Origin of the sequence: Pseudomonas sp. GM30, from assembly GCF_000282275.2 — a bacterium.
Classification (GTDB): Bacteria; Pseudomonadota; Gammaproteobacteria; order Pseudomonadales; family Pseudomonadaceae; genus Aquipseudomonas.
This window is the reverse complement of record NZ_AKJP02000012.1, coordinates 38,936-62,542: the sequence shown is the minus strand read 5'-3', so window position 1 is coordinate 62,542 and position 23,607 is coordinate 38,936. Positions and strand designations below refer to the sequence as shown.

Below are 23,607 nucleotides of genomic sequence, written 5' to 3'. Positions count from 1 at the left end.
TCAGAGGGTCTTTTCGAAGATCTTCGAGTTGCGCTGATAGTTGTACAGCGACGCCCGCGCCGCCGGCAGGCGCTCGACGCTGCTTGGCTCGAAACCGCGTTCGCGGAACCAGTGCGCGGTACGGGTGGTGAGGACGAACAGGGTTTTCAACCCTTGCGCCCGGGCACGGGTCTCGATGCGCTCCAGCAGCTCATCGCCGCGACCACCGTGGCGATACTCCGGATTCACCGCCAGGCACGCCAGCTCACCGGCGTCCGAATCGGCAATCTGGTACAGCGCCGCACAGGCGATGATCATCCCTTCCCGCTCGACCACGCTGAACTGCTCGATCTCGCGCTCCAGCACTTCGCGCGAACGACGCACCAGAATCCCCTGCTCTTCCAGCGGACTGATCAGGTCGAGCAAACCGCCGACGTCTTCAATCGCCGCCTCGCGCACCAGTTCGAATTGCTCCTGAGCGACCAGCGTACCGCCACCGTCGCGGGTGAACAGTTCGGTCAGCAGCGCGCCGTCCTCGGCATAACTGACGATATGGCTGCGCGCCACGCCGCCACGGCAGGCCTCGGCGGCGGCATCCAGCAGTTCCGCTTGATAGTTGTTGCCCAGACGCGCCAGATGCGCCGGCACCTGTTGCGGACGCAGTTCGCGCACCAGTTTGCCGTTCTCGTCGATCAGACCGAGGTCGGCGCCGAACAGCAGCAGTTTGTCGGCCCCCAGATCAATCGCGGCGCGGGTGGCGACGTCTTCGCACGCAAGGTTGAAGATTTCCCCGGTCGGCGAATAGCCCAGCGGTGACAGCAGCACAATCGAGCGTTCATCGAGCAGACGATTGATGCCTTTGCGGTCGACCCGGCGCACTTCACCGGTGTGGTGGTAGTCGACACCTTCCAGCACACCGATCGGCCGCGCCGTCACAAGGTTGCCGCTGGCCACCCGCAGACGCGAGCCCTGCATCGGCGACGAGGCCATGTCCATCGACAGTCGCGCTTCGATGGCGATGCGCAGCTGACCGACCGCGTCGATTACACATTCCAGGGTTGCCGCGTCGGTGATGCGCATGCCGTGATGGTAGTGCGGGGTCAGGCCGCGAGCAGCGAGACGGGTTTCAATCTGCGGGCGCGAACCGTGAACCAGCACCAGACGCACGCCGAGGCTGTGCAACAGCACGAGGTCGTGGACGATGTTGCCGAAGTTCGGATGCTCCACGCCGTCGCCGGGCAGCATGACGACGAAGGTGCAGTCGCGGTGGGCATTGATGTAAGGGGACGCGTGACGAAGCCAATTGACGTATTCGGGCATGAACCTGGGCCTGTAATAAATAGCAGCCGGAAAAAGGGCGAAACGGAAAACGCACAGCGGGCTGATGGTTATCGTCGGAACAGGCTTGGCGACACGCGCGCTCTCCTCATGAATACGGGTTGGACTTCCATTAATTTAACGGCTTCCCCAGTAGGAGCTGCCGCAGGCTGCGATCTTTTGATCTTTAAAAACAAAATCAAAAGATCGCAGCCTGCGGCAGCTCCTACAAGGGATGCGATCAATTCTTCAGGCAGTAATGTTCAATCAACTGCCGCAATAGATGCACGGTAGGCTGCAAACGTGACATTTCAAGGTATTCGCCGGGCTGGTGTGCACAGGCGATGTCGCCAGGGCCGAGCACGATGGTTTCGCAGCCAAGGCGCTGAAGATAAGGCGCTTCGGTGCCGAACGCTACTGCTTCAGCGCGGTGACCGGTGAGCTTTTCGGCAATACGCACCAATTCGGCCTCTTCGGCCTGCTCGAACGGCGGCACTTCCGGGAACAACGGCTTGTAATCGATCTTCACCTGATGCCGCTCGGCCACCGGATTGAGCTTGCGCAGGATTTCCGCGCGCAGGACTTTCGGGTCCATGCCCGGCAGCGGGCGCAGGTCGAACTCCAGCGAACACTGGCCGCAAATGCGATTCGGGTTGTCGCCGCCATGAATGCAGCCGAAGTTCATGGTCGGCTGCGGCACGCTGAACTGCGGGTTGTTGAATTCACGCTGCCAAAGCAGGCGCAAACCGCGCAGTTCGCCGATGGCATCGTGCATCGCTTCGAGGGCGCTGTGACCCAGGCGCGGATCCGACGAATGGCCGCTCTGCCCGAGGATATCGATGCGCTCCATCATGATGCCCTTGTGCATGCGGATCGGCTTGAGCCCGGTCGGCTCGCCGATCACCGCCGCACGGCCCAGCGGCTTGCCGGCCTCGGCCAGCGCGCGAGCACCGGACATCGAGCTTTCTTCATCACAGGTGGCGAGGATCAGCAGCGGTTGCTTGAACGGCTGGTCGAGCAGCGGCTGCACGGCTTCGATGATCAGCGCGAAAAAACCCTTCATGTCGCAACTGCCCAGCCCGACCCAGCGGCCATCGACTTCGGTGAGTTTCAGCGGATCGGTCTGCCACAGCGCATCGTCGTACGGCACGGTATCGCTGTGCCCGGCCAGCACCAGGCCGCCGGGACCGCTGCCGAAACTGGCGAGCAGGTTGAATTTGCCGGGGCTGACCTGCTGGATATCGCAGTAGAAGCCCAGATCACCCAGCCAACCGGCAAGCAAATCGATCACTGCCCGGTTGGATTGATCCAGGCTCGGTTGGGTGCAACTGACCGACGGTGCGGCGATCAGTGCCGCGAACTGGTCTTGCATGGATGGCAAAGGCATCGCTGACTCCAACTCCCGATTTGAAGTCCATCATAGAGCCATCCGGCGCTCGGAATAAACCGCCGCAGGGCGTAGGAAGTTTGAGTCCTGTACACTGCACGGCCTTGGCAGCCACACATTCCCCCGGCTGCGCTCCCGATCCTGGATTTTCCGGCCATGCAGAAAGAAACCGAAATCAAACTCCGCGTCAGCCGCGAAACCCTCGCTGCCCTGCGCGAGCACCCGCTACTGAAAAAACGCAACAAAAATGGCTGGGAACGCCGTGAGTTGATGAACCAGTACTTCGACACCCCCGAGCGCGACTTGGCCCAGGCCAAAGTCGCCCTGCGTCTGCGCAAGGACGGTGACGAAGTGATTCAGACCCTCAAGACCCGCGGCCAGAGCGTTGCCGGTCTGTCCGAGCGTAACGAGTACGACTGGAAGTTGCCCAAAGCCAAGCTCGACGTGAAGAAACTCGACGGCGAATGCTGGCCCGAGGCGCTGGCCGAGCTGGACAAGAAAACCCTGAAGCCGATCTTCACCACCGACTTCGTCCGCGAGCGCGCGGAAATCGCCTGGGGCCGCGGCAAGGCCAAGGTGGTGATCGAAGCCGCGCTGGATCTTGGTCATGTGGTGGTCGGCAAACAGAAAGAAGAAATCTGCGAGCTGGAACTGGAATTGCGCGAAGGCGAACCGGCCGCACTGCTGGAACTGGCTGCCGAACTGGCCGAAACCCTGGCCCTGATGCCGTGCGACATCAGCAAGGCCGAGCGCGGCTACCGTCTGTACGACGCCAACAGCTACTCGCTGAGTCTGCCGGCGCCGCAACTGACCCCGGAAACCCAACTCGACGACGCCTTCGCCGCACTGGCCTGGCACTTGCTCGGCAGCAGCCAGCGTCTGGCCGAACAATATCGCTTCAACGGCCACTGGCGCCTGCTGCAGGACTGGGTCGAGAACCTCGCGGAAATGCGCGCCTTGCTCAGCAGCCTCGGCCAGGCTGCACCACGTCCGGCCACTCACGACCTGCGCGTGGCGCTGGACGCATTGCTCGAAGACTGGCGCCCGCTGGTTCAGGTCGGCATCGAAGACGAAGACGTGCGCAAGGCGGCGCCGGAGCAATTCCTTGAAGAGCTGGAGGATCCGCGCTGGGGCCTGTTTTCGCTGACGGTTTCGCGCTGGCTGCTGGCCCGCACCTGGACCGCCGAGCGTAACACCCGCGGCAATCGCCAGGGCGCGGCGCAACTGCACAGCTGGTTGCCACGCATGCTCGGCGAGGAAGCCACTTCCCTGCAATTGCAGCGCTATCAGCAGCAACCGGAAGATCTGGCCGAGCAACTGCCGCGCATCGAACGCATCCAGGTCTGGCTGCACCACGCGCGCAACGTGCTGGAGATCGCGGAAATGGATCGCCTGTACGGCGAGCTGAACAAACTGGCGCAACTGGCCAACGAACCGACCATCACTGACGAACTGCTCGATGCACGCAAGCAGCAGGCGATTGCGGTTTATCAGAATCGTGCGTGGAAAATGCTGCTGCGTATGTGATGCTCAGCAACACCTGAAACTGTGGCGAGGGAGCTTGCTCCCGCTGGAGGCCGAAGGACTCCCGATTCCTGCAATTGCAGATTTTGGGGCCGCTTCGCGACCCATCGGGGATAAATCCCCTCGCCACAAAAGGATCAGCGCAAGACTGGCAGGCTGGTCGTCGACTTGATTTCCGACAGCGCCACAATCGAATTCACTTCCTGGATCCCCGGCACCAGCGACAGCTTCTCGAAAAAGAATCGCTCATACGCCTCGATGTCCGCCGCGACAATCCGCAACAGAAAATCCACCGCGCCCATCAGCACATAACACTCCAAGACTTCCGGAAAGCCGCGAATCGCCTCGGTGAACTCGGTGAAGTTCGAGCGTCCGTGGGCGTTGAGTTTGATCTCGGCGAAGATCTGCGTATTCAGGCCGATCTTCTTGCGATCGAGCAAGGTCACCTGCCCGCGAATGATGCCCTCCTCCTTCATCCGCTGAATCCGCCGCCAGCACGGCGATTGCGAAAGGCCCACCTGCTCGGCGATCTGCGCGCTGGACAGCGACGCGTCCTCTTGCAGAAGGGCGAGAATGCGCCGGTCGTAACTGTCCAGCTCGCTGTGCATAACCAATCCCCAAAATGATCATTTACCGAATTGTTCTTGTCGAGCAATCCACTGATCCGCTCATCTTAGACAAGAAATGCCCAGCATCGAATGTAAAAATTCCTCCACTGACTCTGGAGACCGGACATGCCTCACCTCGAAGCCGTAAATACCCCTGCGCCCCGCGCCGATGTGTGGAACGTCAACAACGCCCACTGCTGCGCGTGTTACCAGTTGCTCGCCGAAGCCGAGCCGGATCTGCTGGTACGGGTGCTGAACCTGTTCGCCCTGCAATTCCTCACCCCGCAGCAGGTCCACGTCGAGCGGCTCGACGATCTGCTGTCGATCGATATCGTCATCGACGGTCTGAGCTGGCATCGCGCCGAGGTGATTGCGGAAAAACTTCGTAACCTGATTAGCGTCTGCTCGGTAAACCTGCAAAACGCCGATGCGGCGTGGGATGCGCCGGCGCAGGCCAGCGCCTGAAAAATCCGGCAATGCCTTTGTCGGGTAGTGGCCCAACGGTCGGCGGGGCCACGACTATCCTTTGCGCACAGTCGTTTAAAAGGAAGCCCGCATGTCCGTTCAACTCGCCACTCAGGACCGCTGGCTGGATCTCAACGATGTGTTGCGTGAGCTGGTTGCCCAGGGCTTCATCAGCCAGGACTCGGCGGAGCAGGCGCTCAATGCCCGGCGCCGCCACGCGACCCACGGCCAGCAGCATCCGCTGGAATTTATCGCCAGCCAGCAACTGGATGACCTCAGCCGTCCGGGCAAACACCTCGACCTGGAAAGCCTGACCCTGTGGCTGGCGCAGCAGGCCGGCCAGCCGTACATGCGCATCGACCCGTTGAAGATCAACGTTGCGGCGATCACTCCGCTGATGTCCTACGCCTTTGCCCAACGGCACAAGATTCTTGCGGTAGCGGTCGACCGCGATGCGGTGGTGGTCGCCAGCGCCCAGCCCTACGTCACCGGTTGGGAGGCCGACCTGACCCATGTGCTGAAGCTGCCGATCAAACGGGTGGTCGCCAACCCGGTGGACATCCAGCGCTTCAGCGTCGAGTTCTTCCGCCTCGCCAAATCGGTCAGCGGCGCCAGCACTGCCGACGCGCAGAGCGGCAACCTCGGCAACTTCGAACAACTGCTCAACCTTGGCGCCAGCGATCAGGAGCCGGATGCCAACGACGCGCACATCGTCAACATCGTCGACTGGCTGTTCCAGTACGCCTTCCAGCAGCGCGCCAGTGATATCCACATCGAACCGCGTCGCGAACAGGGCACCGTGCGCTTTCGCATCGACGGTGTGCTGCACAACGTCTATCAATTCCCGCCGCAGGTGACCATGGCGATCGTCAGCCGCCTGAAAAGCCTCGGGCGGATGAACGTCGCCGAGAAGCGCAAACCCCAGGACGGCCGGGTCAAGACCAAGACCCCGGACGGTGGCGAAGTGGAGCTGCGGCTTTCAACGCTGCCCACCGCGTTTGGCGAAAAAATGGTCATGCGGATTTTTGACCCGGAAGTGCTGCTCAAGGATTTCGATCAGTTGGGCTTTTCCGCCGACGACCTGCGCCGCTGGCAGGACATGACCCGCCAGCCCAACGGCATCATTCTGGTCACCGGGCCGACCGGTTCAGGCAAGACCACCACGCTCTACACCACGCTGAAGAAACTGGCGACGCCGGAAATCAACCTCTGCACCATCGAAGACCCGATCGAAATGGTCGAACCGGCATTCAACCAGATGCAGGTGCAGCACAACATCGACCTGAGCTTCGCCGCCGGCGTGCGTGCGCTGATGCGGCAAGACCCGGACATCATCATGATCGGCGAGATCCGTGACCTGGAGACCGCGGAAATGGCGATTCAGGCCGCACTCACCGGCCATCTGGTGCTGTCGACCCTGCACACCAACGATGCCCCCAGCGCGATCAGCCGACTGCTGGAACTCGGCGTGCCGCACTATCTGATCAAGGCCACGGTGCTCGGGGTCATGGCCCAGCGTCTGGTGCGCACCCTGTGCCCACACTGCAAGGCGCCGCTGACGCTGGAAGAGGAAGACTGGCAGACCCTGACCCGCCCATGGCAAGCGCCGCTGCCGGGCAATGCGCAACGGGCGATCGGTTGTCTGGAGTGCCGCGACACCGGTTATCGCGGGCGCGCCGGGGTCTACGAAATCATGCAGTTGAGCGACAGCCTCAAAGCCCTCATCACCCCGGACACCGACCTCACCGCCATCCGCCGGCAAGCCTTCAAGGAAGGCATGCGCAGCCTGCGCCTGTCGGGCGCGCAAAAGGTCGCGGCGGGGCTGACCACCCTTGAAGAAGTGCTGCGGGTGACACCGCAGAGCGAGCAGAAATAGGCCACTACGGAACCGGATCGGGGAAATCGCAATCCAACGCCGTAGTTAACCCCCAGGAGTCACTCAATCATGCGTCTCAAACTTGCTGTCGCCACCCTTGCCTTGCTGTCCCTTCCCGTTGGTTCAGCGATGGCCGACAGCTTTTGGCGTAACGTCATTTCCTCCGGCGCCACCACCGGTTCGACCTACCTGACCTTCAAGGATCACAAGCTGATCGTTGCCGCACAGGACGATGCCGGCAGCTTCGTCGCCAGCGATGGCGGCATCCGTGGGCCGTACCTGGAAGCGGCGATGCAGAAAGTCCGCGCCGACAACCCGGGTCTGCAAGCCACGGACATGGAACTGGCGAATGCGATTCTGGCGAAGAATGCAGTGGCATCCGAGTAAGATTGCCGCTAACAAAAATGCCGCTCGATCGAGCGGCATTTTTTTAAGCAAAAAGCAAAAGATCGCAGCCTTCGGCAGCTCCTACAGGGATCAGTGCAGGATCTGCCGAAGGCTGCGATCTTTTGCTCTTCAGCGGTAATCGTCCACCGGGACGCAAGCACAAAACAGATTGCGATCCCCATAAACGTTATCCACCCGATTCACCGCCGGCCAATACTTGTGCGCCTTGGTGTGCGCATCCGGGGTGACGCCCTGTTCGATGCTGTAAGGCCGCTCCCAGACTCCGGTGACATCCGCCAAGGTATGCGGTGCGCGCTTGAGCGGATTGTCTTCCGCCGGCCAGTTGCCGTTTTGCACTTCGGTGATTTCTGCACGAATGCTCAGCATGGCGCCGATAAACCGGTCCAGTTCGGCCTTGGACTCGCTCTCGGTCGGCTCGACCATCAACGTCCCTGGCACCGGGAATGACATGGTCGGCGCATGGAAGCCATAGTCCATCAGACGCTTGGCGACGTCCTCTTCACTGATCCCGGTCTGCGCCTTCAACGGGCGCAAATCGAGAATGCACTCATGGGCCACCCGCCCGTTGCGCCCGGTGTAGAGCACCGGAAATGCGCCGGATAAATGCTGCGCCAGATAATTCGCAGCGAGGATTGCCACTTCGCTGGCATCCGCCAGTTGCGGCCCCATCATCGCGATGTACATCCAGCTGATCGGCAAAATGCTCGCACTGCCCCACGGCGCCGCGCTGACCGCGCCGTTCTGTGGCAGCGGGCCGTCAATCGGCACCACCGGGTGATTGGCGACAAATGGCGCCAGATGCGCGCGAATACCGATCGGCCCCATGCCCGGCCCGCCGCCGCCATGGGGAATGCAAAAGGTCTTGTGCAGGTTCATGTGCGACACATCGGCGCCGATGTCCGCCGGCCGCGCCAGCCCGACCTGCGCATTGAGGTTGGCGCCGTCCATGTACACCTGCCCGCCGTGCTGGTGGATCACTTCGCAGATCTCGCTGATGCCCTCCTCGTACACACCATGGGTCGATGGATAGGTCGCCATCAGGCACGACAACTTGTCGCCCGCCTCGGTGGCCTTGGTTTTCAGGTCGTCCAGATCGACGTTGCCGGCCTCGTCGCACTCGACGATCACCACGCGCATCCCGGCCATCTGCGCCGAGGCCGGGTTGGTGCCGTGCGCCGAGGACGGGATCAGGCAGATATCCCGTGCGCCCTGCTGCCGGCTCTCGTGATATTTGCGAATCGCCAGCAGCCCGGCGTACTCGCCCTGAGCGCCGGAATTGGGCTGCATGCAGATCGCATCGAACCCGGTAATCGCGCACAACCAGCGCTCCAGCTCTTCGATCATCAAGGTGTAACCGAGCGCCTGTTCCCGTGGCGCGAACGGGTGCAGATTGGCGAACTGCGGCCAGGTGATCGGAAGCATCTCGCTGGCGGCATTGAGTTTCATGGTGCAGGAGCCCAGCGGGATCATCGACTGGTTGAGCGCCAGATCCTTGTTCTCCAGTTGCTTGAGGTAGCGAAGCATCTCGGTTTCGCTGTGATGCGCGTTGAACACCGGGTGGCGCAGGTACGGCGTGGTGCGCTGAAGGGTGTCGGGGATACCGGAAACCAGCGTTTCTGCATCGAGTTGTTCGACGTTCAAACCATGATCGGCACCGAGCAGCACATCGAACAGTTTCGCCACCGTGCTTTCATCGCACGTCTCATCGAGGCTCAACCCCACTCGCCCACGGCCAAGAATCCGCAAGTTGATCTGCGCAGCCTTGGCGCTGTCGATGATCGCGCTCTGCGCGCCGCCAACCTCCAGCGTGAGGGTGTCGAAAAACTGCCCGTTGACCCGCTGCAGGCCATGGCGCTCAAGGCCCGTCGCCAGGATGCAGGTCAAGCGGTGCACACGCTGGGCGATGCGTTTCAAGCCTTGTGGCCCGTGATACACCGCGTAGCAACTGGCGATGTTGGCCAACAGCACCTGCGCGGTGCAGATGTTTGAGTTGGCCTTCTCGCGGCGAATATGTTGCTCACGGGTTTGCAGGGCCATGCGCAACGCCACATTGCCACGGGCGTCTTTCGACACGCCGATGATCCGCCCGGGAATCGCCCGTTTGTATTCCTCGCGGCTGGCGAAAAACGCCGCGTGCGGGCCACCGTAGCCCATGGGTACGCCGAAGCGCTGGGACGAACCGAACACCACATCCGCACCCAGTTCACCCGGCGGCGTCAGCAGCAACAGGCTCAACAGATCCGCCGCCACACAGGCCAGCGCCTGCTGTGCGTGCAGTTGATCGATCACCGGACGCAGGTCGCGGATCTCGCCGTGCGTGTCGGGATACTGCAGCAACGCGCCGAACACCTGATGCAGGCTGAGGTTATCCACAGCATCGATGATCAACTCGAAGCCAAAACCTTCGGCGCGGGTCTGCACCACGGAAATGGTCTGAGGGTGACAATTCTCATCGACGAAGAACAGATTGCTCTTCGACTTCGCCACGCGTTTAGCCAAGGCCATGGCTTCAGCGGCAGCGGTGGCTTCGTCGAGCAACGAGGCGTTGGCCAGTTCAAGCCCGGTGAGGTCGATGGTCAGTTGCTGGAAATTCAGCAGCGCTTCGAGACGGCCCTGAGCGATCTCCGGTTGATACGGGGTGTAGGCGGTGTACCAGCCGGGATTTTCCAGCACATTGCGCAGGATGACGGTCGGTGTGAGCGTGCCGTGGTAGCCCATGCCGATCAGGCTGGTCCACACCTGATTCTGCTCGGCATAACCACGAAGTTTGGCCAGCGCCGCCTGCTCGTCGAGGGCCGGCGGCAAGTCCAGCGCCCGATTCAGGCGAATGCCCGGCGGCACCGTCTGCTCGATCAGTTCGACCCGGCTGCCGAGGCCCAGGCTGTCGAGCATCGCCTGCTGTTCGGCGGCGTCGGGGCCCAAATGGCGGCGCAGGAAGGCTTCGGGGTCGCGTAACTGGCTCAAGGATGGCAACTGGGACATGACGGGCTCTCTCTTGGCTGGCGCTCGGCGTCAATGCAACACGGTCAAACCAGCATAGCAGCCGATCCTGACGCGCACGGCTTGGCGGCGCCGGGTGTTCCGGGGCATGCTGTAGCGCCTGCATCAGGCGTCCAACTTTCGGATGATCGAACCCTCATGAGCCAACTGCCGTTCCTGCCGTTTTCCAAACCTGTCATCGATGAAGCCACGATTGCCGCCGTCGGCGACGTGCTGCGCTCCGGCTGGATCACCAGCGGGCCGAAGGTCCAGGCCTTTGAAGCACAGTTGTCGGAATACTTCGGCGGGCGCCCGGTGCGCACGTTCAACTCCGGCACCTGCACCATGGAAATCGCCCTGCGCATCGCCGGCATCGGCCTGGGTGACGAAGTGATCACCACGCCGATTTCCTGGGTCGCCACCGCCAACGTGATTCTCGAAGTCGGCGCCACCCCGGTGTTCGCCGACATCGACCCGGTGACCCGCAACATCGATCTGGACAAGCTCGAAGCGGCGATCACCTCGCGCACCAAAGCGCTGATTCCGGTGTACCTCGCCGGCCTGCCGGTGGACATGGATCGGCTATACGCCATCGCGCGCAAACACAACCTGCGGATTGTCGAAGACGCCGCTCAGGCGTTGGGTTCGAGCTGGAACGGCCAGCGCATCGGCGCCACCGGCGATTTCGTGTCGTTCAGCTTTCAGGCGAACAAGAACGTCACCTGCTCCGAGGGCGGCTGCCTGGTGCTGAACACCCCGGAAGAAGCGCGGCTGGCGGAGAAGTATCGTTTGCAGGGCGTAACCCGCAATGGCTTCGACGGCCTCGACGTTGATGTGCTCGGCGGCAAGTTCAACATGACCGATGTCGCCGCCACCATCGGCCTCGGTCAGTTCGCCCCTATCGAGGCGCTGACCGCCCATCGTCAGGAACTGGCCCGGCACTACTTCAAATGTTTTGGCGATGACTTCGAAGCGACCTATGGCGCCCAACTGCCACCGGCGGACTTCACCCAGAGCAACTGGCACCTGTTCCAGCTGGTCCTGCCGGAGCGCCAGGATGGCTTGCCGGCTCGGGCCACGTTCATGGAGCAGATGCAGGCGCACGGCATCGGCATCGGTTATCACTACCCGCCGATTCACTTGCTGAGCCTGTACCGCGAGCGCGGTTTCAAGGAAGGGATGTTGCCGGTGGCCGAGCGGGTCGGACGACTGATCGTTTCGCTGCCGATGTTCACCAGCATGACCAAGGACGATGTCGAGCGTTCGGTGGCGGCGGTTAAAGCCGTATTGAAGCCCTGAAGCCCTGATCAATGTAGGAGCTGCCGCAGGCTGCGATCTTTTGATCTTGTCTTTAAAAACAAAATCAAAAGATCGCAGCCTTCGGCAGCTCCTACACGGGGCGAGGATTATTCGCCGATTGCAGCCTTGTAGGCGGCGGCGTCGAGCAGTTTTTCCAGATCAGCAGCGTTATCCGGCTTGAGCTTGAAGATCCACGCACCGTATGGATCGGTGTTCAGCAGTTCCGGCGTGCCGCTCAGTTCTTCGTTGACGGCGATCACTTCACCGGCAATCGGCGAGTAGATGTCGGAAGCGGCTTTCACCGACTCGACTACACCGGCCTGATCTTCAGCGGCGAACTTGTTACCCACTTCCGTCAACTCGACGAACACCACATCGCCCAGCGCTTCCTGCGCGTGATCGCTGATGCCCACGGTAACGGTGCCGTCGGCTTCCAGACGCGCCCACTCATGACTTTCGGCAAAACGCAGTTCGGCGGGGATATTGCTCATGCTCGGTGTCCTCAAGAAAATTGTCAGCGGTCAGGCCCGCCGGAAAAGGTCAGATCAAGGTTTTGCCATGGCGCACGAAGGTCGGTTTGACCACTCGTACCGGATACCACTTGCCACGGATTTCCACTTCAGCGCGGTCGGCAGTGGCCATCGGTACACGCGCCAGGGCAATCGATTTGCTCAGCGTAGGAGAGAAACTACCACTGGTGATCTCTCCTTCGCCAACATCGGCGATACGAACCACCTGATGGGCGCGCAAAACACCGCGCTCCTCAAGCACCAGACCCACCAGTTTGTGCGCAACGCCCGCGGCTTTTTCCGCTTCCAGCGCCGCACGACCGATGAACTGCCGCGAAGCCGGTTCCCAGGCGATGCTCCAGGCCATATTGGACGCCAGCGGCGATACATCTTGATGAATGTCCTGGCCGTAGAGGTTCATCCCGGCTTCGACCCGCAGCGTGTCGCGGGCGCCGAGGCCGATCGGCGAAATGCCGGCACCGATCAGATCGTTGAAAAATCCCGGCGCCTGCTCGGCGGGCAAGGCGATTTCCAGGCCGTCCTCACCGGTGTAACCGGTGCGGGCGATGAACCAGTCGCCATCGACTTCGGCTTCGAACGGTTTGAGGTGCTGGATCAGTGCGGCGCGTGACTGGGTCACCAGTTCGGCAATCTTCTGCCGGGCCTGCGGGCCTTGAATGGCGAGCATCGCCAGATCCTGACGCTCGTGCAGATGCACGTCGTAACCGCCGACCTGCGCCTGCATCCACGCCAGATCCTGATCGCGGGTGGAGGCGTTGAACACCAGACGATAACGGTCTTCGAGGCGATAGACGATCATGTCGTCGACGATGCCGCCACGTTCGTTGAGCATCGTGCTGTAGAGCGCGCGGCCGGGCCGATGCAGGCGTTCGACGTCATTGGCCAGCAAATGCTGCAGCCAGGCCTTGGCCTGTGGGCCATCAACGTCGATAACGGTCATATGGGAAACATCGAACACCCCGCAATCGCGGCGCACCTCGTGGTGTTCCTCGACCTGCGAGCCGTAATGCAGTGGCATGTCCCAACCGCCAAAATCGACCATCTTCGCGCCGAGGGCGAGATGCAGGTCATACAGAGGCGTACGCTGTCCCATGGGTTTCTCCTTCCGGGCGTGGCGAAGGTGCGGACAGCCGCTGTACGGGATGAAAGCCGCGAAATAGAAGGCTTTCAGCCGATTTCAGCGAACGGGTCTGTCAGACGAACCGCACCGAATGCCGCGCATTGTAGCCGCATGATTCAGGACTGACGACTAAGTGTTTCGGTGCGCCGAGCGGCGGATCAGGCCAATGACCGGCAACAGGCCGACCAACACCAGGGTCAGCGCCGGTAGCGACGCCCGTGCCCACTCGCCCTCGCTGGTCATTTCGAAGATCCGCACCGCCAGCGTGTCCCAGCCAAACGGGCGCATCAGCAGGGTCGCGGGCATTTCCTTGAGCACATCGACGAACACCAGCAACGCCGCGCTCAACGTGCCGGGCAGCAACAGCGGCAGATACACTTTGAAAAACAGTCGCGGCCCACTGACACCCAGGCTACGTGCCGCTTCGGGCAATGAAGGCCGTATACGCGCCAGACTGTTTTCCAACGGCCCGTAGGCCACCGCGATAAAGCGCACCAGATAGGCCATCAGCAACGCCGCCAGACTGCCCAGCAGCAGCGGCTTGCCGGCGCCGCCGAGCCAGTCCGACAGCGGAATCACCAGTTCGCGATCGAGATAGCTGAAGGCGAGCATGATCGACACCGCCAGCACCGAACCCGGCAACGCGTAACCAAGATTGGCCAGACTGACCCCGGAGCGGATCGCCCGGGTCGGCGCCAGACGTCGGGCAAACGTCAGCAGCAGCGCGACGCTGACGGTGATCAACGCCGCCATGCCGCCCAGATACAGGGTGTGCAGGATCAGCCCGGCGTAGCGCTCATCGAGATCGAAGCGCCCGCGCTGCCAGAACCAGACAATCAGTTGCAGGACTGGAATCACGAACGCGCAGGCAAATACCAGAGCGCACCAGCCAGTCGCTGCGAACGCCTTGAGTCCATGCAAGTGATACAGCGCCTTGACCCGTGGCCGCTCGTTGCTCGCCCGATTGGCGCCGCGCGCACGCCGCTCGCCGTACAGCACCAGCATCACCACCAGCAGCAACAGACTCGCCAGTTGCGCCGCGCTCGGCAGGCTGAAGAAGCCGTACCAGGTCTTGTAGATGGCGGTAGTGAAGGTGTCGAAATTGAACACCGACACCGCGCCGAAATCCGCCAGCGTTTCCATCAGCGCCAGCGCCACACCGGCGCCAATCGCCGGCCTCGCCATCGGCATCGCCACCCGCCAGAACGCCTGCCATGGCGATTGCCCGAGTACCCGCGCCGCTTCCATCAAGCCTTTGCCCTGCGCAAGAAACGCAGTGCGCGCCAGCAGGTAGACGTAGGGATAAAATACCAGCACCAGCACCACAATCACCCCGCCGGTGGAACGCACTCGCGGCAAGCGCAGGCCGCTGCCGAACCATTCGCGCAGCAGGGTTTGCACCGGGCCGGCGAAGTCCAGCAGGCCGACGAAGACGAACGCCAACACGTAGGCCGGGATGGCGAACGGCAGCATCAGCGCCCAGTCGAGCCAGCGTCTTCCGGGGAATTCGCAGAGGCTGGTGAGCCAGGCGAGGCTGACACCGAGCAGCGTCACGCCGACGCCGACGCCTAGCACCAGCGTCAGGGTGTTGCCCAGCAGGCGCGGCATCTGGGTTTCCCACAGGTGCGACCAGATCTGCTGATCGATGGTCTGCCACGACAGCAGCAGGACACTCAGGGGCAACAGCACCAGCGCGGCAATGGCGAGGACGATGGGGTACCAGCGGCGTTGGGCGGGGTGGGCCAAGGGGGTTCTCTAATAAATCATGGGTAGGCGCAAGCGTAACGCCAGCCCCGATTGTGGCGAGGGGATTTATCCCCGATGGGGTGCGAAGCACCCCCAATGTCGTTAATCAAGGCGTGCTGATACACCGCGGGCGTAGCCTTTACGAATGCTGCGCATCCGATCGGGGATAAATCCCCTCGCCACAGGATATAACCAGGTTTTAGTTCCAGCCCGCCCGATCCATCATGCGGATGGCCTCGGCCTGACGCTTGCCCGCCACTTCCACCGGCAAGGTATCAGCGACGAACTTGCCCCACGCCGCCACTTCTTCCGAAGGTGCCACTGCCGGATTGGCCGGGAATTCCTGGTTGACGTCGGCGAAGATCTTCTGCGCCTCAGGCGTGGTCATCCACTCGACCAGCGCCTTGGCGGCTTCCGGGTGCGGTGCATGTTTGGTCAGACCGATACCCGACAGGTTCACATGCACGCCGCGATCGGCCTGATTCGGCCAGAAGAGTTTCACCGGCAGGTCCGGTTTCTGCTTGTGCAGGCGCCCGTAGTAGTAGGTGTTGACGATGCCGACGTCGCACTGGCCGGCGTTGATCGCCTCCAGCACCGCAACGTCGTCGGAGAACACATCGGTGGACAGGTTGTTGACCCAGCCCTTGAGGATCTTCTCGGTCTTCTCGGCGCCGTGCACTTCGATCATGGTCGCGGTCAGCGACTGGTTGTAGACCTTCTTCGCCGTGCGCAGGCACAGGCGCCCTTCCCAGTTCTTGTCGGCCAGCGCTTCGTAGGTGGTCAGTTCGCCCGGCTTAACGCGCTCGGTGGAGTAAGCGATGGTTCTCGCGCGCAGGCTCAGACCGGTCCAGGCGTGGCTGGAGGAGCGATATTGCAGGGGAATGTTGGCGTCGATGGTCTTGGAAGTGAACGGCTGCAGAATGCCCATCTGCTCGGCCTGCCAGAGGTTGCCGGCATCGACGGTGAGCAGCAGGTCGGCGGTGGCGTTTTCGCCTTCGGCCTTGATCCGCTGCATCAACGGCGCTTCCTTGTCGGTGATGAACTTGATCTTCACCCCGGTTTTTGCGGTGTAGGCGTCGAATACCGGTTTGATCAGCTCATCGATACGCGAGGAGTAGACCACCACCTCGTCGGCGGCCTGGGCGGTGGTGCTGCCGATCAGGGTCAGGGCCAGTGCAGTCAGAAGACGCTTGGGTGCCAACATGGGAGTGATCTCTCGGTCGGAAAATGTGGGCCAAATGATAAGGACTCACATTTACCACCTCAATCGAACTCTTTTCCAAGGAGTTACCAGATGTTGCATGACCTGCAAATTGCTGGTCTCTGTGGCGAGGGAGCTTGCTCCCGCTGGAGGCCGAAGGACTCCCAATGCTGCCAAAATGGCTTTTGGGGCCGCTTCGCAGCCCAGCGGGAGCAAGCTCCCTCGCCACAAAGAAGTAATTGCCTTCAGGGTTTGGCCAGCGCTGGGAGGTCGCCTGTGAGGCCAAGGGCTTCGCGAACAAAGAGAGCCTTGGCCTCCGGCATCTGCTCCACCAGCTTCAACCCGGCGTTACGCAACCAGCGCACCGGCAGCGGATCAGCCTGGAACAAGCGCTCGAAGCCCTCCATCGCCGCCATCAATGCCAGATTGTGCGGCATGCGCCGACGCTCGTAGCGGCTCAGCACTTTCACATCGGCCAGACGCTCGCCACGTTCGGCGGCTTGCAACAGCACTTCAGCCAGCACCGCCGCATCGAGGAAGCCCAGGTTCACACCCTGCCCGGCCAGAGGGTGAATGGTATGCGCCGCATCGCCGATCAACGCCAGGCCCTCGGCCACGTAGCGCTTGGCGTGGCGTTGACGCAGCGGTACGCACAGACGCGGATCGGCACTGATCACTTCGCCCAGGCAACCTTCGAATGCACGCTCCAGCTCACGGCAGAACGCGGTTTCATCCAGCGCCATCAGGCGTTCGGCTTCACTCGGCGTAGTCGACCAGACGATCGAGCACCAGTCCTGCTGCCCGTCTCGCTCCAGCGGCAGAAACGCCAGCGGCCCGTGATCGGTGAAACGCTGCCACGCGGTCATCCGGTGCGGCTTGCTGCTGCGCACGCTGGTGACGATGGCGTGATGCAGGTAATCCCACTCGCGGGTGGCGACGCCGGTCAGACGGCGCACCGCCGAATTCGCGCCGTCCGCAGCAATCACCAGCGGCGCACGCAACTGCCGACCATCGGCCAGGGTCAGCAGCCAGTCGTCGCCGGAGCGGCGCATCTGCTCCAGCCGTGCGTTGGCCAGCATGCCCAGATCGCAGTCATGCAAACGATCAAGCAAGGCATCCTGCACCACGCGGTTTTCGACGATATGGCCGAGCACTTCGGCATGCACACTGCTCGCCGAGAAGTGAATCTGCCCGGTGCCGCTGCCGTCCCACACGTGCATGTCGGTGTACGGGCTGCTGCGGCGCTTGGCGATGCCGTCCCAGACGCCAAGGCGTTCGAGTATCCGCTGGCTGGCCGCCGACAAGGCGCTCACTCGAGGTTCGAACGGCGCGGCGGCGTCGAACGGTTTGACGCTCAGCGGGCTGCCGTCGAGCAGCAACACTTCGAGGCCGCTGTCCTGCAACGCCAACGCGAGGGCGCTGCCGACCATTCCGGCTCCGACAATCAGCAGATCTGCGCGCATTTCCATGCTTTAAGCCTGTCTCGCTGGCGGCATGCGCCGCCCGTAAAGGGTTTTAGCCAGCGCGCCAGTGGGCGGCGCGCTGCTGAAAGTGAAAGTGCCGGCCCGCCGCTCAAGCATCCGGCCGCGTCCCCAGCCCCATGGCCTGACGAGCAAACCAGCGCTTGGCCGGTGGCAACAGATCGAGACCGAGCAGGCCGATGTTGCGTCCCAGCGAGACCAGCGGCTGAGTGCTGCCGAACAGCCGGGTGACCTGATCGGAGAAGCCCACGGTGAGCTCCTGATCCAGACGCTGGCGCTCGCGATAGGCCTGCAACGTGGCAAAGTCGCCCAGCGGTTTGTCACTGGCGAGCAGTGCAGCAGCCAGCGCATCAGCATCACGCAGGGACAGGTTGAAACCCTGCCCGGCAATCGGGTGCAGGCTGTGCGCGGCATTGCCCAGAACGGCCAGATGCGAGCGAACTTGCTCCTCGGCCTCAACCAGCGACAACGGATACAGATGCCGCGCGCCGACCTGTTTCAAGGTGCCGAGGCGGTAGCCGAACACGCCTTGCAGTTCGCTGAGGAAATCGCGTTCGCTAAGGTCTGCCAGGCGTTGCGCGTCCATGCCCAGACGGGTCCAGACCAGTGCGCAACGGTTGTCCGGCAGCGGCAGCAAGGCCATCGGCCCTTCGTCGGTGAAGCGCTCGAAGGCCATGCCGTTGTGCGCTTCGCTCGGGGTGATGTTGGCGATCAGCGCGCTCTGGTTGTACGGACGCTTGCGCACGTTGATGCCCAGTTGTTCGCGCAAACCGGAACGGCCGCCATCGGCCAGCACCGCCAGATCGCACTCGACGGTGGTTTCATCATTGAGGGTCAGGCGATAGCCGTCAGGCAGCGGCTCCATGCGCGTGACTTCCGCCGGGCAGCGCCAGCTGATCACGTCTTTATCGAGGTGCTGCCACAGGCACTGGCCGAGCCAGGCGTTTTCCACCACGTAACCGAGTGCCGGCACGCCCTCTTCCATTGCCGACAGACGGGCGGTGGAGAAGCGACCACGGTCGGACACGTGAATCTGTTTGATCGGCTCGGCACGGCGGGATATCTCCTGCCACACGCCCAGCCGTTGATAGATCTGCCGCGAACCGAAGGACAGCGCCGACGAACGCGCGTCGTAGCTCGGCTGCCAGCTGTCGCCGGGGGCGAACGGTTCGATCAGGACGATTTTCCAGCCACGCGCCTTGGCCCCGGCCTGCAAGGCCAGCGCCAGACTGGCGCCGACCAGGCCACCACCGATGATTGCCAGATTGACTCGACTCATGCCGCGTGTGTCCGTGCTTGCGCCATCAGCGCTTCGATCTCGGCGACGGTTTTCGGTACGCCACTGGTCAATATTTCACAACCGGTCTTGGTCACTACCACGTCATCCTCGATGCGCACGCCAATGCCGCGCCATTTCTTCGCTACGTGCTGGTTGTCCGGGGCGATGTAGATGCCCGGCTCCACGGTCAGCGCCATGCCGACCTCCAGCACCCGCCATTCGCCGCCGACCTTGTACTCGCCGACGTCGTGTACATCCATGCCCAGCCAGTGGCCGGCACGGTGCATGTAAAACGCTTTATAGGCTTCGGTCGCGATCAACTCATCGACCTCGCCTTGCAGGATTCCGAGCTTGACCAGGCCCGCGGTAATCACCCGCACCGTCGCTTCGTGCGCCTGATTCCAGTTTTTGTTCGGGGCGATTTCAGCGAATGCGGCTTCCTGCGAGGCCAGCACCAGCTCGTAGATCGCTTTTTGCTCCGGCGAGAACTTGCCGTTGACCGGCCAGGTGCGGGTGATGTCGCTGGCGTAGCAGTCGATCTCGCAACCGGCATCGATCAACACCAGATCGCCGTCCCTGAGCAGCGCGTCATTCTGCTGATAATGCAGGATGCAGCTGTTGCGCCCGGCGGCAACGATCGAACCGTAGGCCGGCATCTTCGCCCCGCCCTTGCGGAATTCGTAATCGAGCTCGGCTTCAAGGCTGTACTCGTACAAACCCGGCCGGCTGGCCTGCATCGCGCGGATATGCGCCTGAGCGGAGATCCGTGCGGCTTCGCGCATCACCTTCACTTCTGCCGCCGATTTATACAGACGCATGTCGTGCAACAGATGATCCAGGGCAACGAATTCGTTCGGCGGCTGCGCGCCCAAGTGCGCTTTGGAGCGGATCACGTTGATCCAGTCCATCAGGTGTCGATCGAATTCCGGGTTGCTGCCCATCGCCGAATACACCCGGTCGCGACCCTCGATCAGGCCCGGCAGGATGTCGTCGATGTCGGTAATCGGGAACGCGTCGTCGGCGCCATAATCACGGATTGCACCTTCCTGCCCTGCGCGCAGGCCGTCCCATAACTCGCGTTCGGCGTTGCGCTCACGGCAGAATAGTACATATTCCCCATGCTCGCGGCCGGGCATCAGAACGATGACGGCTTGCGGCTCGGGGAAACCGCTGAGGTACTGGAAGTCGCTGTCCTGACGGTAGACGTGCTCGACGTCGCGGTTGCGGATCGCCACTGCGGCGGCAGGCAGGATCGCGATGCTGTTGGGTTCCATCTGCGCCATCAGGGCCTTGCGGCGACGGCTGTATTCCGCTTTGGGGATATGGGTCATGGGCAGATGGCTTTCCCTGGCACGCGATTAATGCAACGACGGCTTGGCGGCTGGCGGCACGTCGGCTTTCTTGGTTTCCGAGAACAGCAGCAGCGGCGCGACGCGCAGGTATTCCATGACTTCCATGTAGTCGCTTTCGCCGTCTTCGGACTCTTCCAGAGCGTCTTGCACCTGGGAGATCGCGGCCAGATCCTGCAGCACTTCGGTGGCTTCGGTGCTGAGCATGCTGCTGTCGCGGCAGTTCAGGCCGAAACCGCTGAGGAAGCCCTGGCACCATTCGCCCAGCGCGGCAGCCCGCTCGGCCAGTGGTGCGTCATCGGTTGGCAGCAGCAGAACGACGGTGACGTCGCTGCCGGTCAACTCACCCTTGACCATCTCTTGCAGGCCGATCAGGGCGTTGCGGACGTTGTCCTGGATGTCGCCTTCGAGCAGTTCGGCGGCGTCGATCAGCCAGCCTTCGTTATCGAAGCCGGCACCGGCGCAGCTGCGGCCGAGCAGCAGGCCATGCAGTTCGGCAGGCGAGACGTTGTGGCCGCTGGCAGTCAGCAGGGTGGCAAAGGCTTGGTACGGGGAATTCGCAATGGTCATGGGCAGCTAGGCGCCAGACGGCGCTATGTCTAGAATGAAGGCCTTGTATCCTACATCGACAGACTCGCCAAGACTATTAAAGGCTGTCCGCCAGCCAGGCGCCTGCCGCCCATCAGATGAATTCAGTGGACACAATGGAAGACACCGACCTGCAAGCGCTGATGGCCAGACTCGAAAAGCTGATTGGCCGAGTCGAGCAACTAAAGAGTCAAAACGCACTCTTACTAGCTCAGGAAAAGACCTGGCGCGAGGAACGCGCTCACCTCATTGAAAAAAACGAAATCGCCCGGCGTAAGGTCGAATCGATGATTTCGCGCCTCAAGGCCCTGGAGCAAGACTCATGAGTTCAAGCAATAGCGTTACCGTGCAGATCCTCGACAAAGAATACTCGATCATCTGCCCCCAGGAAGAACGCAGCAATCTGGTCAGTGCCGCCCGCTATCTGGACGGCAAGATGCGCGAGATCCGCAGCAGCGGCAAAGTCATCGGTGCCGACCGTATTGCGGTGATGGCCGCGCTGAACATCACCCACGACCTCTTGCACAAAGAAGAGCGCCCGGACATCCAGGCCAGCGGCTCGACCCGTGAACAGGTGCGCGACTTGCTCGATCGTGTCGATCTGGTCCTGGCCGACGATCCGGACATCAGCAAGGGCTGATTCGCCAGGCCGCTTGAGGTATACTCGCGGCACTCCCTGGGGTGCTTGCCAGTTGACGATGTCCCTGAGCCGATTTGCACTACCCTGGAGGTTGCACGTTGGGCTGGTGTGCATGTCCGCCAGACGGAAAGCCTTAAAGTCTACTGCATCCTCCACCTTGAACTTTCGGGTTCAAGGGCTAAGTTGACAGCGGTTCATCCGGGGAGCCTGATTCGAATCCGATGCCGGTTTTTGCCGGCATCGGATTTTTTATGCGTGCGTTTTCGCCCTCACCTGCCGAAGCCGAACCATGACCGAACCTGCGCTGCTGCCCCGCCCGCAACTCCGCCGCCTGCTGCGCAAGGCGCGCCGCGCGCTGACTGCCGGTGAACAGCGGCAGGCCGCCAAAGGCCTGTTCCGCCAACTGGCGCAAGACCCGCACTTCCGCCGGGCGAAACACATCTCTCTGTATCTGCCCACCGACGGGGAAATCGACCCGCGCCTGCTGCTGCGCGAAGCTCAGCGTCGGGGCAAAGCCACGTATCTGCCAGTGCTCAGCGCCTGGCCGCGAACCAAAATGGTGTTTCAGCGGATTCGCCCCGGCGACAAGCTCAAGCCCAATCGCTTCCGCATTCTTGAGCCTCAGGCCAATCTGGCCCATCAGCGCAAGATCTGGACCCTGGATCTGGTGCTGTTGCCACTGGTGGGTTTTGATGATGTGGGCGGACGTCTGGGGATGGGCGGCGGATTCTACGATCGCAGTCTGGCGTACCTGGCCCGGCGCAAGAATTGGCGCAAGCCGACGTTGCTGGGCCTGGCCCATGAATGTCAGAAGGTCGAACGCCTGGCACAGGCCAGCTGGGATGTACCGTTGCAAGGCACGGTCACCGATAAGGCGTGGTATTTCGCAGGATAGACGCCGCGCAGATCAGCGGCGTCGGGAAGGCAGTTTCAGCGTTTGAAAGCGGTCGACTGTTGGACCTGTTGCGCGACTTCAACCGGAGCATCGGTCTTGCTCGTCCACAGACTTTGCGCGTAACCGGTGGTCACGACGCCAAGGCCGAACAAAATAACCAAAGTCCATAGCAAATCCGGTTTGCGTTTCATCGATTGCCCCCCTCAAGGCACATCATCACGATGACAGCAGCGGTTTCCGTTCGTAGGCCGTGCAGCAGCGTCAAGCTTTAAAGGCCGGCATTTTGCGACAACGTGAACCTCGGCGCAAACGCTGACGTCAACCGACCGTCGGTTTGTCATAAAATTGCCCGACAACCTGCCCAATGACCGCTTGAGGAGCAAAAGACATGGCCTATTGGCTGATGAAATCCGAGCCTGACGAACTCTCGATCAAAGGTTTGGAGAAACTCGGCACAGCGCGCTGGGACGGGGTTCGCAACTATCAGGCAAGAAACTTCCTGCGGGCGATGGCCGTTGGCGATGAGTTCTTTTTCTACCACTCCAGTTGCCCGGAGCCAGGGATTGCCGGAATCGGCAGGATTATTCAGGCTGCGTACCCGGATCCCACCGCACTGGAACCCGAGAGCCATTACTTCGACCCGAAAGCCACACCCGAGAAAAACGCCTGGAGCGCCATTGATGTGGCACATGTCGAGACGTTTGCCCGGGTGCTGAAGCTCGATTATCTGAAACAGCAGACCGCGCTGGCCGAAATGCCGCTGGTGCAAAAAGGCAGTCGCCTGTCGGTCATGCCAGTGACGGCCGAACAGTGGGCCGCCGTGCTCGGCTTGCGCTGAGAACTTGCCGGTCACGGTTTTTACCGACAAAAGGGGCTAGGCTTGACGCTCATTTGACTGACATCAAGCGAACGGAACGCTTGAACAGTCAGACTGGA

General features: G+C 62.0%; 22 protein-coding genes and 1 other RNA gene. 10 read left to right on the top strand and 13 right to left on the bottom strand.

Features of this window, described 5'->3' with window-relative positions; all coding sequences use genetic code 11:
* Both argA and argE read right to left on the bottom strand, forming a co-directional pair.
* The gene (argA, locus tag PMI25_RS10425) at positions 1-1,299 is read right to left on the bottom strand and encodes an amino-acid N-acetyltransferase (protein ID WP_007967974.1); all 1,299 of its coding nucleotides are present in this window, start codon (positions 1,297-1,299) and stop codon (positions 1-3) included.
* Between the two features lie 238 nt (positions 1,300-1,537).
* On the bottom strand, positions 1,538-2,683 hold the full coding sequence (gene argE, locus PMI25_RS10420; RefSeq protein ID WP_007967972.1) for an acetylornithine deacetylase: 1,146 nt from the start codon (positions 2,681-2,683) through the stop codon (positions 1,538-1,540).
* A gap of 156 nt (positions 2,684-2,839) precedes the next feature.
* Between argE and PMI25_RS10415 the strand changes: the two genes are divergently transcribed.
* Positions 2,840-4,210, top strand: coding sequence for a CYTH domain-containing protein (locus PMI25_RS10415; protein WP_007967970.1), 1,371 nt, complete (start codon positions 2,840-2,842; stop codon positions 4,208-4,210).
* A gap of 134 nt (positions 4,211-4,344) precedes the next feature.
* On the opposite strand, the gene PMI25_RS10410 is transcribed toward PMI25_RS10415, so the two are convergent.
* Positions 4,345-4,815, bottom strand: a complete 471-nt coding sequence (locus PMI25_RS10410; RefSeq protein ID WP_007951785.1) for an Lrp/AsnC family transcriptional regulator — start codon at positions 4,813-4,815, stop codon at positions 4,345-4,347.
* Between the two features lie 126 nt (positions 4,816-4,941).
* Between PMI25_RS10410 and PMI25_RS10405 the strand changes: the two genes are divergently transcribed.
* The 3 genes from PMI25_RS10405 (at position 4,942) to PMI25_RS10395 (ending at position 7,543) form a co-directional block, all read left to right on the top strand.
* On the top strand, positions 4,942-5,280 hold the full coding sequence (locus tag PMI25_RS10405) for a hypothetical protein (RefSeq protein WP_007967968.1): 339 nt from the start codon (positions 4,942-4,944) through the stop codon (positions 5,278-5,280).
* Positions 5,281-5,371: 91 nt separating this feature from the next.
* On the top strand, positions 5,372-7,156 hold the full coding sequence (locus PMI25_RS10400; protein ID WP_007967966.1) for a GspE/PulE family protein: 1,785 nt from the start codon (positions 5,372-5,374) through the stop codon (positions 7,154-7,156).
* Between the two features lie 66 nt (positions 7,157-7,222).
* Positions 7,223-7,543: a DUF2388 domain-containing protein gene (locus PMI25_RS10395; protein ID WP_169843014.1), complete on the top strand. Its 321-nt coding sequence runs from the start codon at positions 7,223-7,225 to the stop codon at positions 7,541-7,543.
* 129 nt (positions 7,544-7,672) lie between these two features.
* Here the strand turns inward: PMI25_RS10395 and gcvP are convergent, their stop codons facing one another.
* The gene (gene gcvP, locus PMI25_RS10390) at positions 7,673-10,546 is read right to left on the bottom strand and encodes an aminomethyl-transferring glycine dehydrogenase (protein ID WP_007967964.1); all 2,874 of its coding nucleotides are present in this window, start codon (positions 10,544-10,546) and stop codon (positions 7,673-7,675) included.
* A gap of 156 nt (positions 10,547-10,702) precedes the next feature.
* Between gcvP and PMI25_RS10385 the strand changes: the two genes are divergently transcribed.
* A complete protein-coding gene (locus tag PMI25_RS10385; protein WP_007967962.1) occupies positions 10,703-11,842 on the top strand; it encodes a DegT/DnrJ/EryC1/StrS family aminotransferase in 1,140 nt (379 codons plus the stop codon).
* Between the two features lie 107 nt (positions 11,843-11,949).
* Here PMI25_RS10385 and gcvH read toward each other — a convergent pair whose 3' ends face one another.
* The 8 genes from gcvH to PMI25_RS10345 all read right to left on the bottom strand — a co-directional run bounded on the left by gcvH (position 11,950) and on the right by PMI25_RS10345 (position 21,118).
* Positions 11,950-12,333: a glycine cleavage system protein GcvH gene (gcvH, locus tag PMI25_RS10380; protein WP_007967959.1), complete on the bottom strand. Its 384-nt coding sequence runs from the start codon at positions 12,331-12,333 to the stop codon at positions 11,950-11,952.
* A gap of 49 nt (positions 12,334-12,382) precedes the next feature.
* Entirely contained in the window at positions 12,383-13,465 is a 1,083-nt protein-coding gene (gcvT, locus tag PMI25_RS10375; protein ID WP_007967957.1) for a glycine cleavage system aminomethyltransferase GcvT, read from the bottom strand.
* A 156-nt stretch (positions 13,466-13,621) separates the two neighbouring features.
* Complete coding sequence (locus PMI25_RS10370; RefSeq protein WP_007967955.1) at positions 13,622-15,238, bottom strand: ABC transporter permease; 1,617 nt, start codon at positions 15,236-15,238, stop codon at positions 13,622-13,624.
* A 199-nt stretch (positions 15,239-15,437) separates the two neighbouring features.
* Positions 15,438-16,442 carry an extracellular solute-binding protein gene (locus PMI25_RS10365; protein WP_007967954.1) on the bottom strand — a complete coding sequence of 335 codons (1,005 nt, stop codon included), beginning with the start codon at positions 16,440-16,442 and terminating at the stop codon, positions 15,438-15,440.
* A 242-nt stretch (positions 16,443-16,684) separates the two neighbouring features.
* The gene (locus PMI25_RS10360; RefSeq protein WP_177325715.1) at positions 16,685-17,902 is read right to left on the bottom strand and encodes a 2-octaprenyl-3-methyl-6-methoxy-1,4-benzoquinol hydroxylase; all 1,218 of its coding nucleotides are present in this window, start codon (positions 17,900-17,902) and stop codon (positions 16,685-16,687) included.
* A 109-nt stretch (positions 17,903-18,011) separates the two neighbouring features.
* Positions 18,012-19,199 carry a 2-octaprenyl-6-methoxyphenyl hydroxylase gene (ubiH, locus tag PMI25_RS10355; protein WP_007967950.1) on the bottom strand — a complete coding sequence of 396 codons (1,188 nt, stop codon included), beginning with the start codon at positions 19,197-19,199 and terminating at the stop codon, positions 18,012-18,014.
* Positions 19,196-20,530 (bottom strand): Xaa-Pro aminopeptidase, encoded by a 1,335-nt coding sequence (pepP, locus tag PMI25_RS10350; RefSeq protein ID WP_007967949.1) that lies wholly within the window; start codon positions 20,528-20,530, stop codon positions 19,196-19,198. The genes ubiH and pepP overlap by 4 nt, the downstream gene beginning before the upstream one ends.
* Before the next feature lie 27 nt (positions 20,531-20,557).
* Complete coding sequence (locus PMI25_RS10345) at positions 20,558-21,118, bottom strand: YecA/YgfB family protein (protein WP_007967947.1); 561 nt, start codon at positions 21,116-21,118, stop codon at positions 20,558-20,560.
* Between the two features lie 134 nt (positions 21,119-21,252).
* Between PMI25_RS10345 and PMI25_RS10340 the strand changes: the two genes are divergently transcribed.
* The 4 genes from PMI25_RS10340 to PMI25_RS10330 all read left to right on the top strand — a co-directional run bounded on the left by PMI25_RS10340 (position 21,253) and on the right by PMI25_RS10330 (position 22,671).
* Complete coding sequence (locus PMI25_RS10340) at positions 21,253-21,462, top strand: TIGR02449 family protein (protein ID WP_007967945.1); 210 nt, start codon at positions 21,253-21,255, stop codon at positions 21,460-21,462.
* Positions 21,459-21,776: a cell division protein ZapA gene (locus PMI25_RS10335; RefSeq protein WP_007967943.1), complete on the top strand. Its 318-nt coding sequence runs from the start codon at positions 21,459-21,461 to the stop codon at positions 21,774-21,776. The genes PMI25_RS10340 and PMI25_RS10335 overlap by 4 nt, the downstream gene beginning before the upstream one ends.
* 30 nt (positions 21,777-21,806) lie before the next feature.
* Positions 21,807-21,985: non-coding RNA, 6S RNA (gene ssrS, locus PMI25_RS28070), on the top strand.
* A gap of 80 nt (positions 21,986-22,065) precedes the next feature.
* The gene (locus PMI25_RS10330) at positions 22,066-22,671 is read left to right on the top strand and encodes a 5-formyltetrahydrofolate cyclo-ligase (RefSeq protein WP_024164447.1); all 606 of its coding nucleotides are present in this window, start codon (positions 22,066-22,068) and stop codon (positions 22,669-22,671) included.
* Between the two features lie 35 nt (positions 22,672-22,706).
* Here the strand turns inward: PMI25_RS10330 and PMI25_RS29465 are convergent, their stop codons facing one another.
* Positions 22,707-22,862 carry a hypothetical protein gene (locus PMI25_RS29465; protein ID WP_003229308.1) on the bottom strand — a complete coding sequence of 52 codons (156 nt, stop codon included), beginning with the start codon at positions 22,860-22,862 and terminating at the stop codon, positions 22,707-22,709.
* A gap of 197 nt (positions 22,863-23,059) precedes the next feature.
* Between PMI25_RS29465 and PMI25_RS10325 the strand changes: the two genes are divergently transcribed.
* Positions 23,060-23,509, top strand: coding sequence for an EVE domain-containing protein (locus PMI25_RS10325; protein WP_007968408.1), 450 nt, complete (start codon positions 23,060-23,062; stop codon positions 23,507-23,509).
* Positions 23,510-23,607 lie beyond the last annotated feature (98 nt).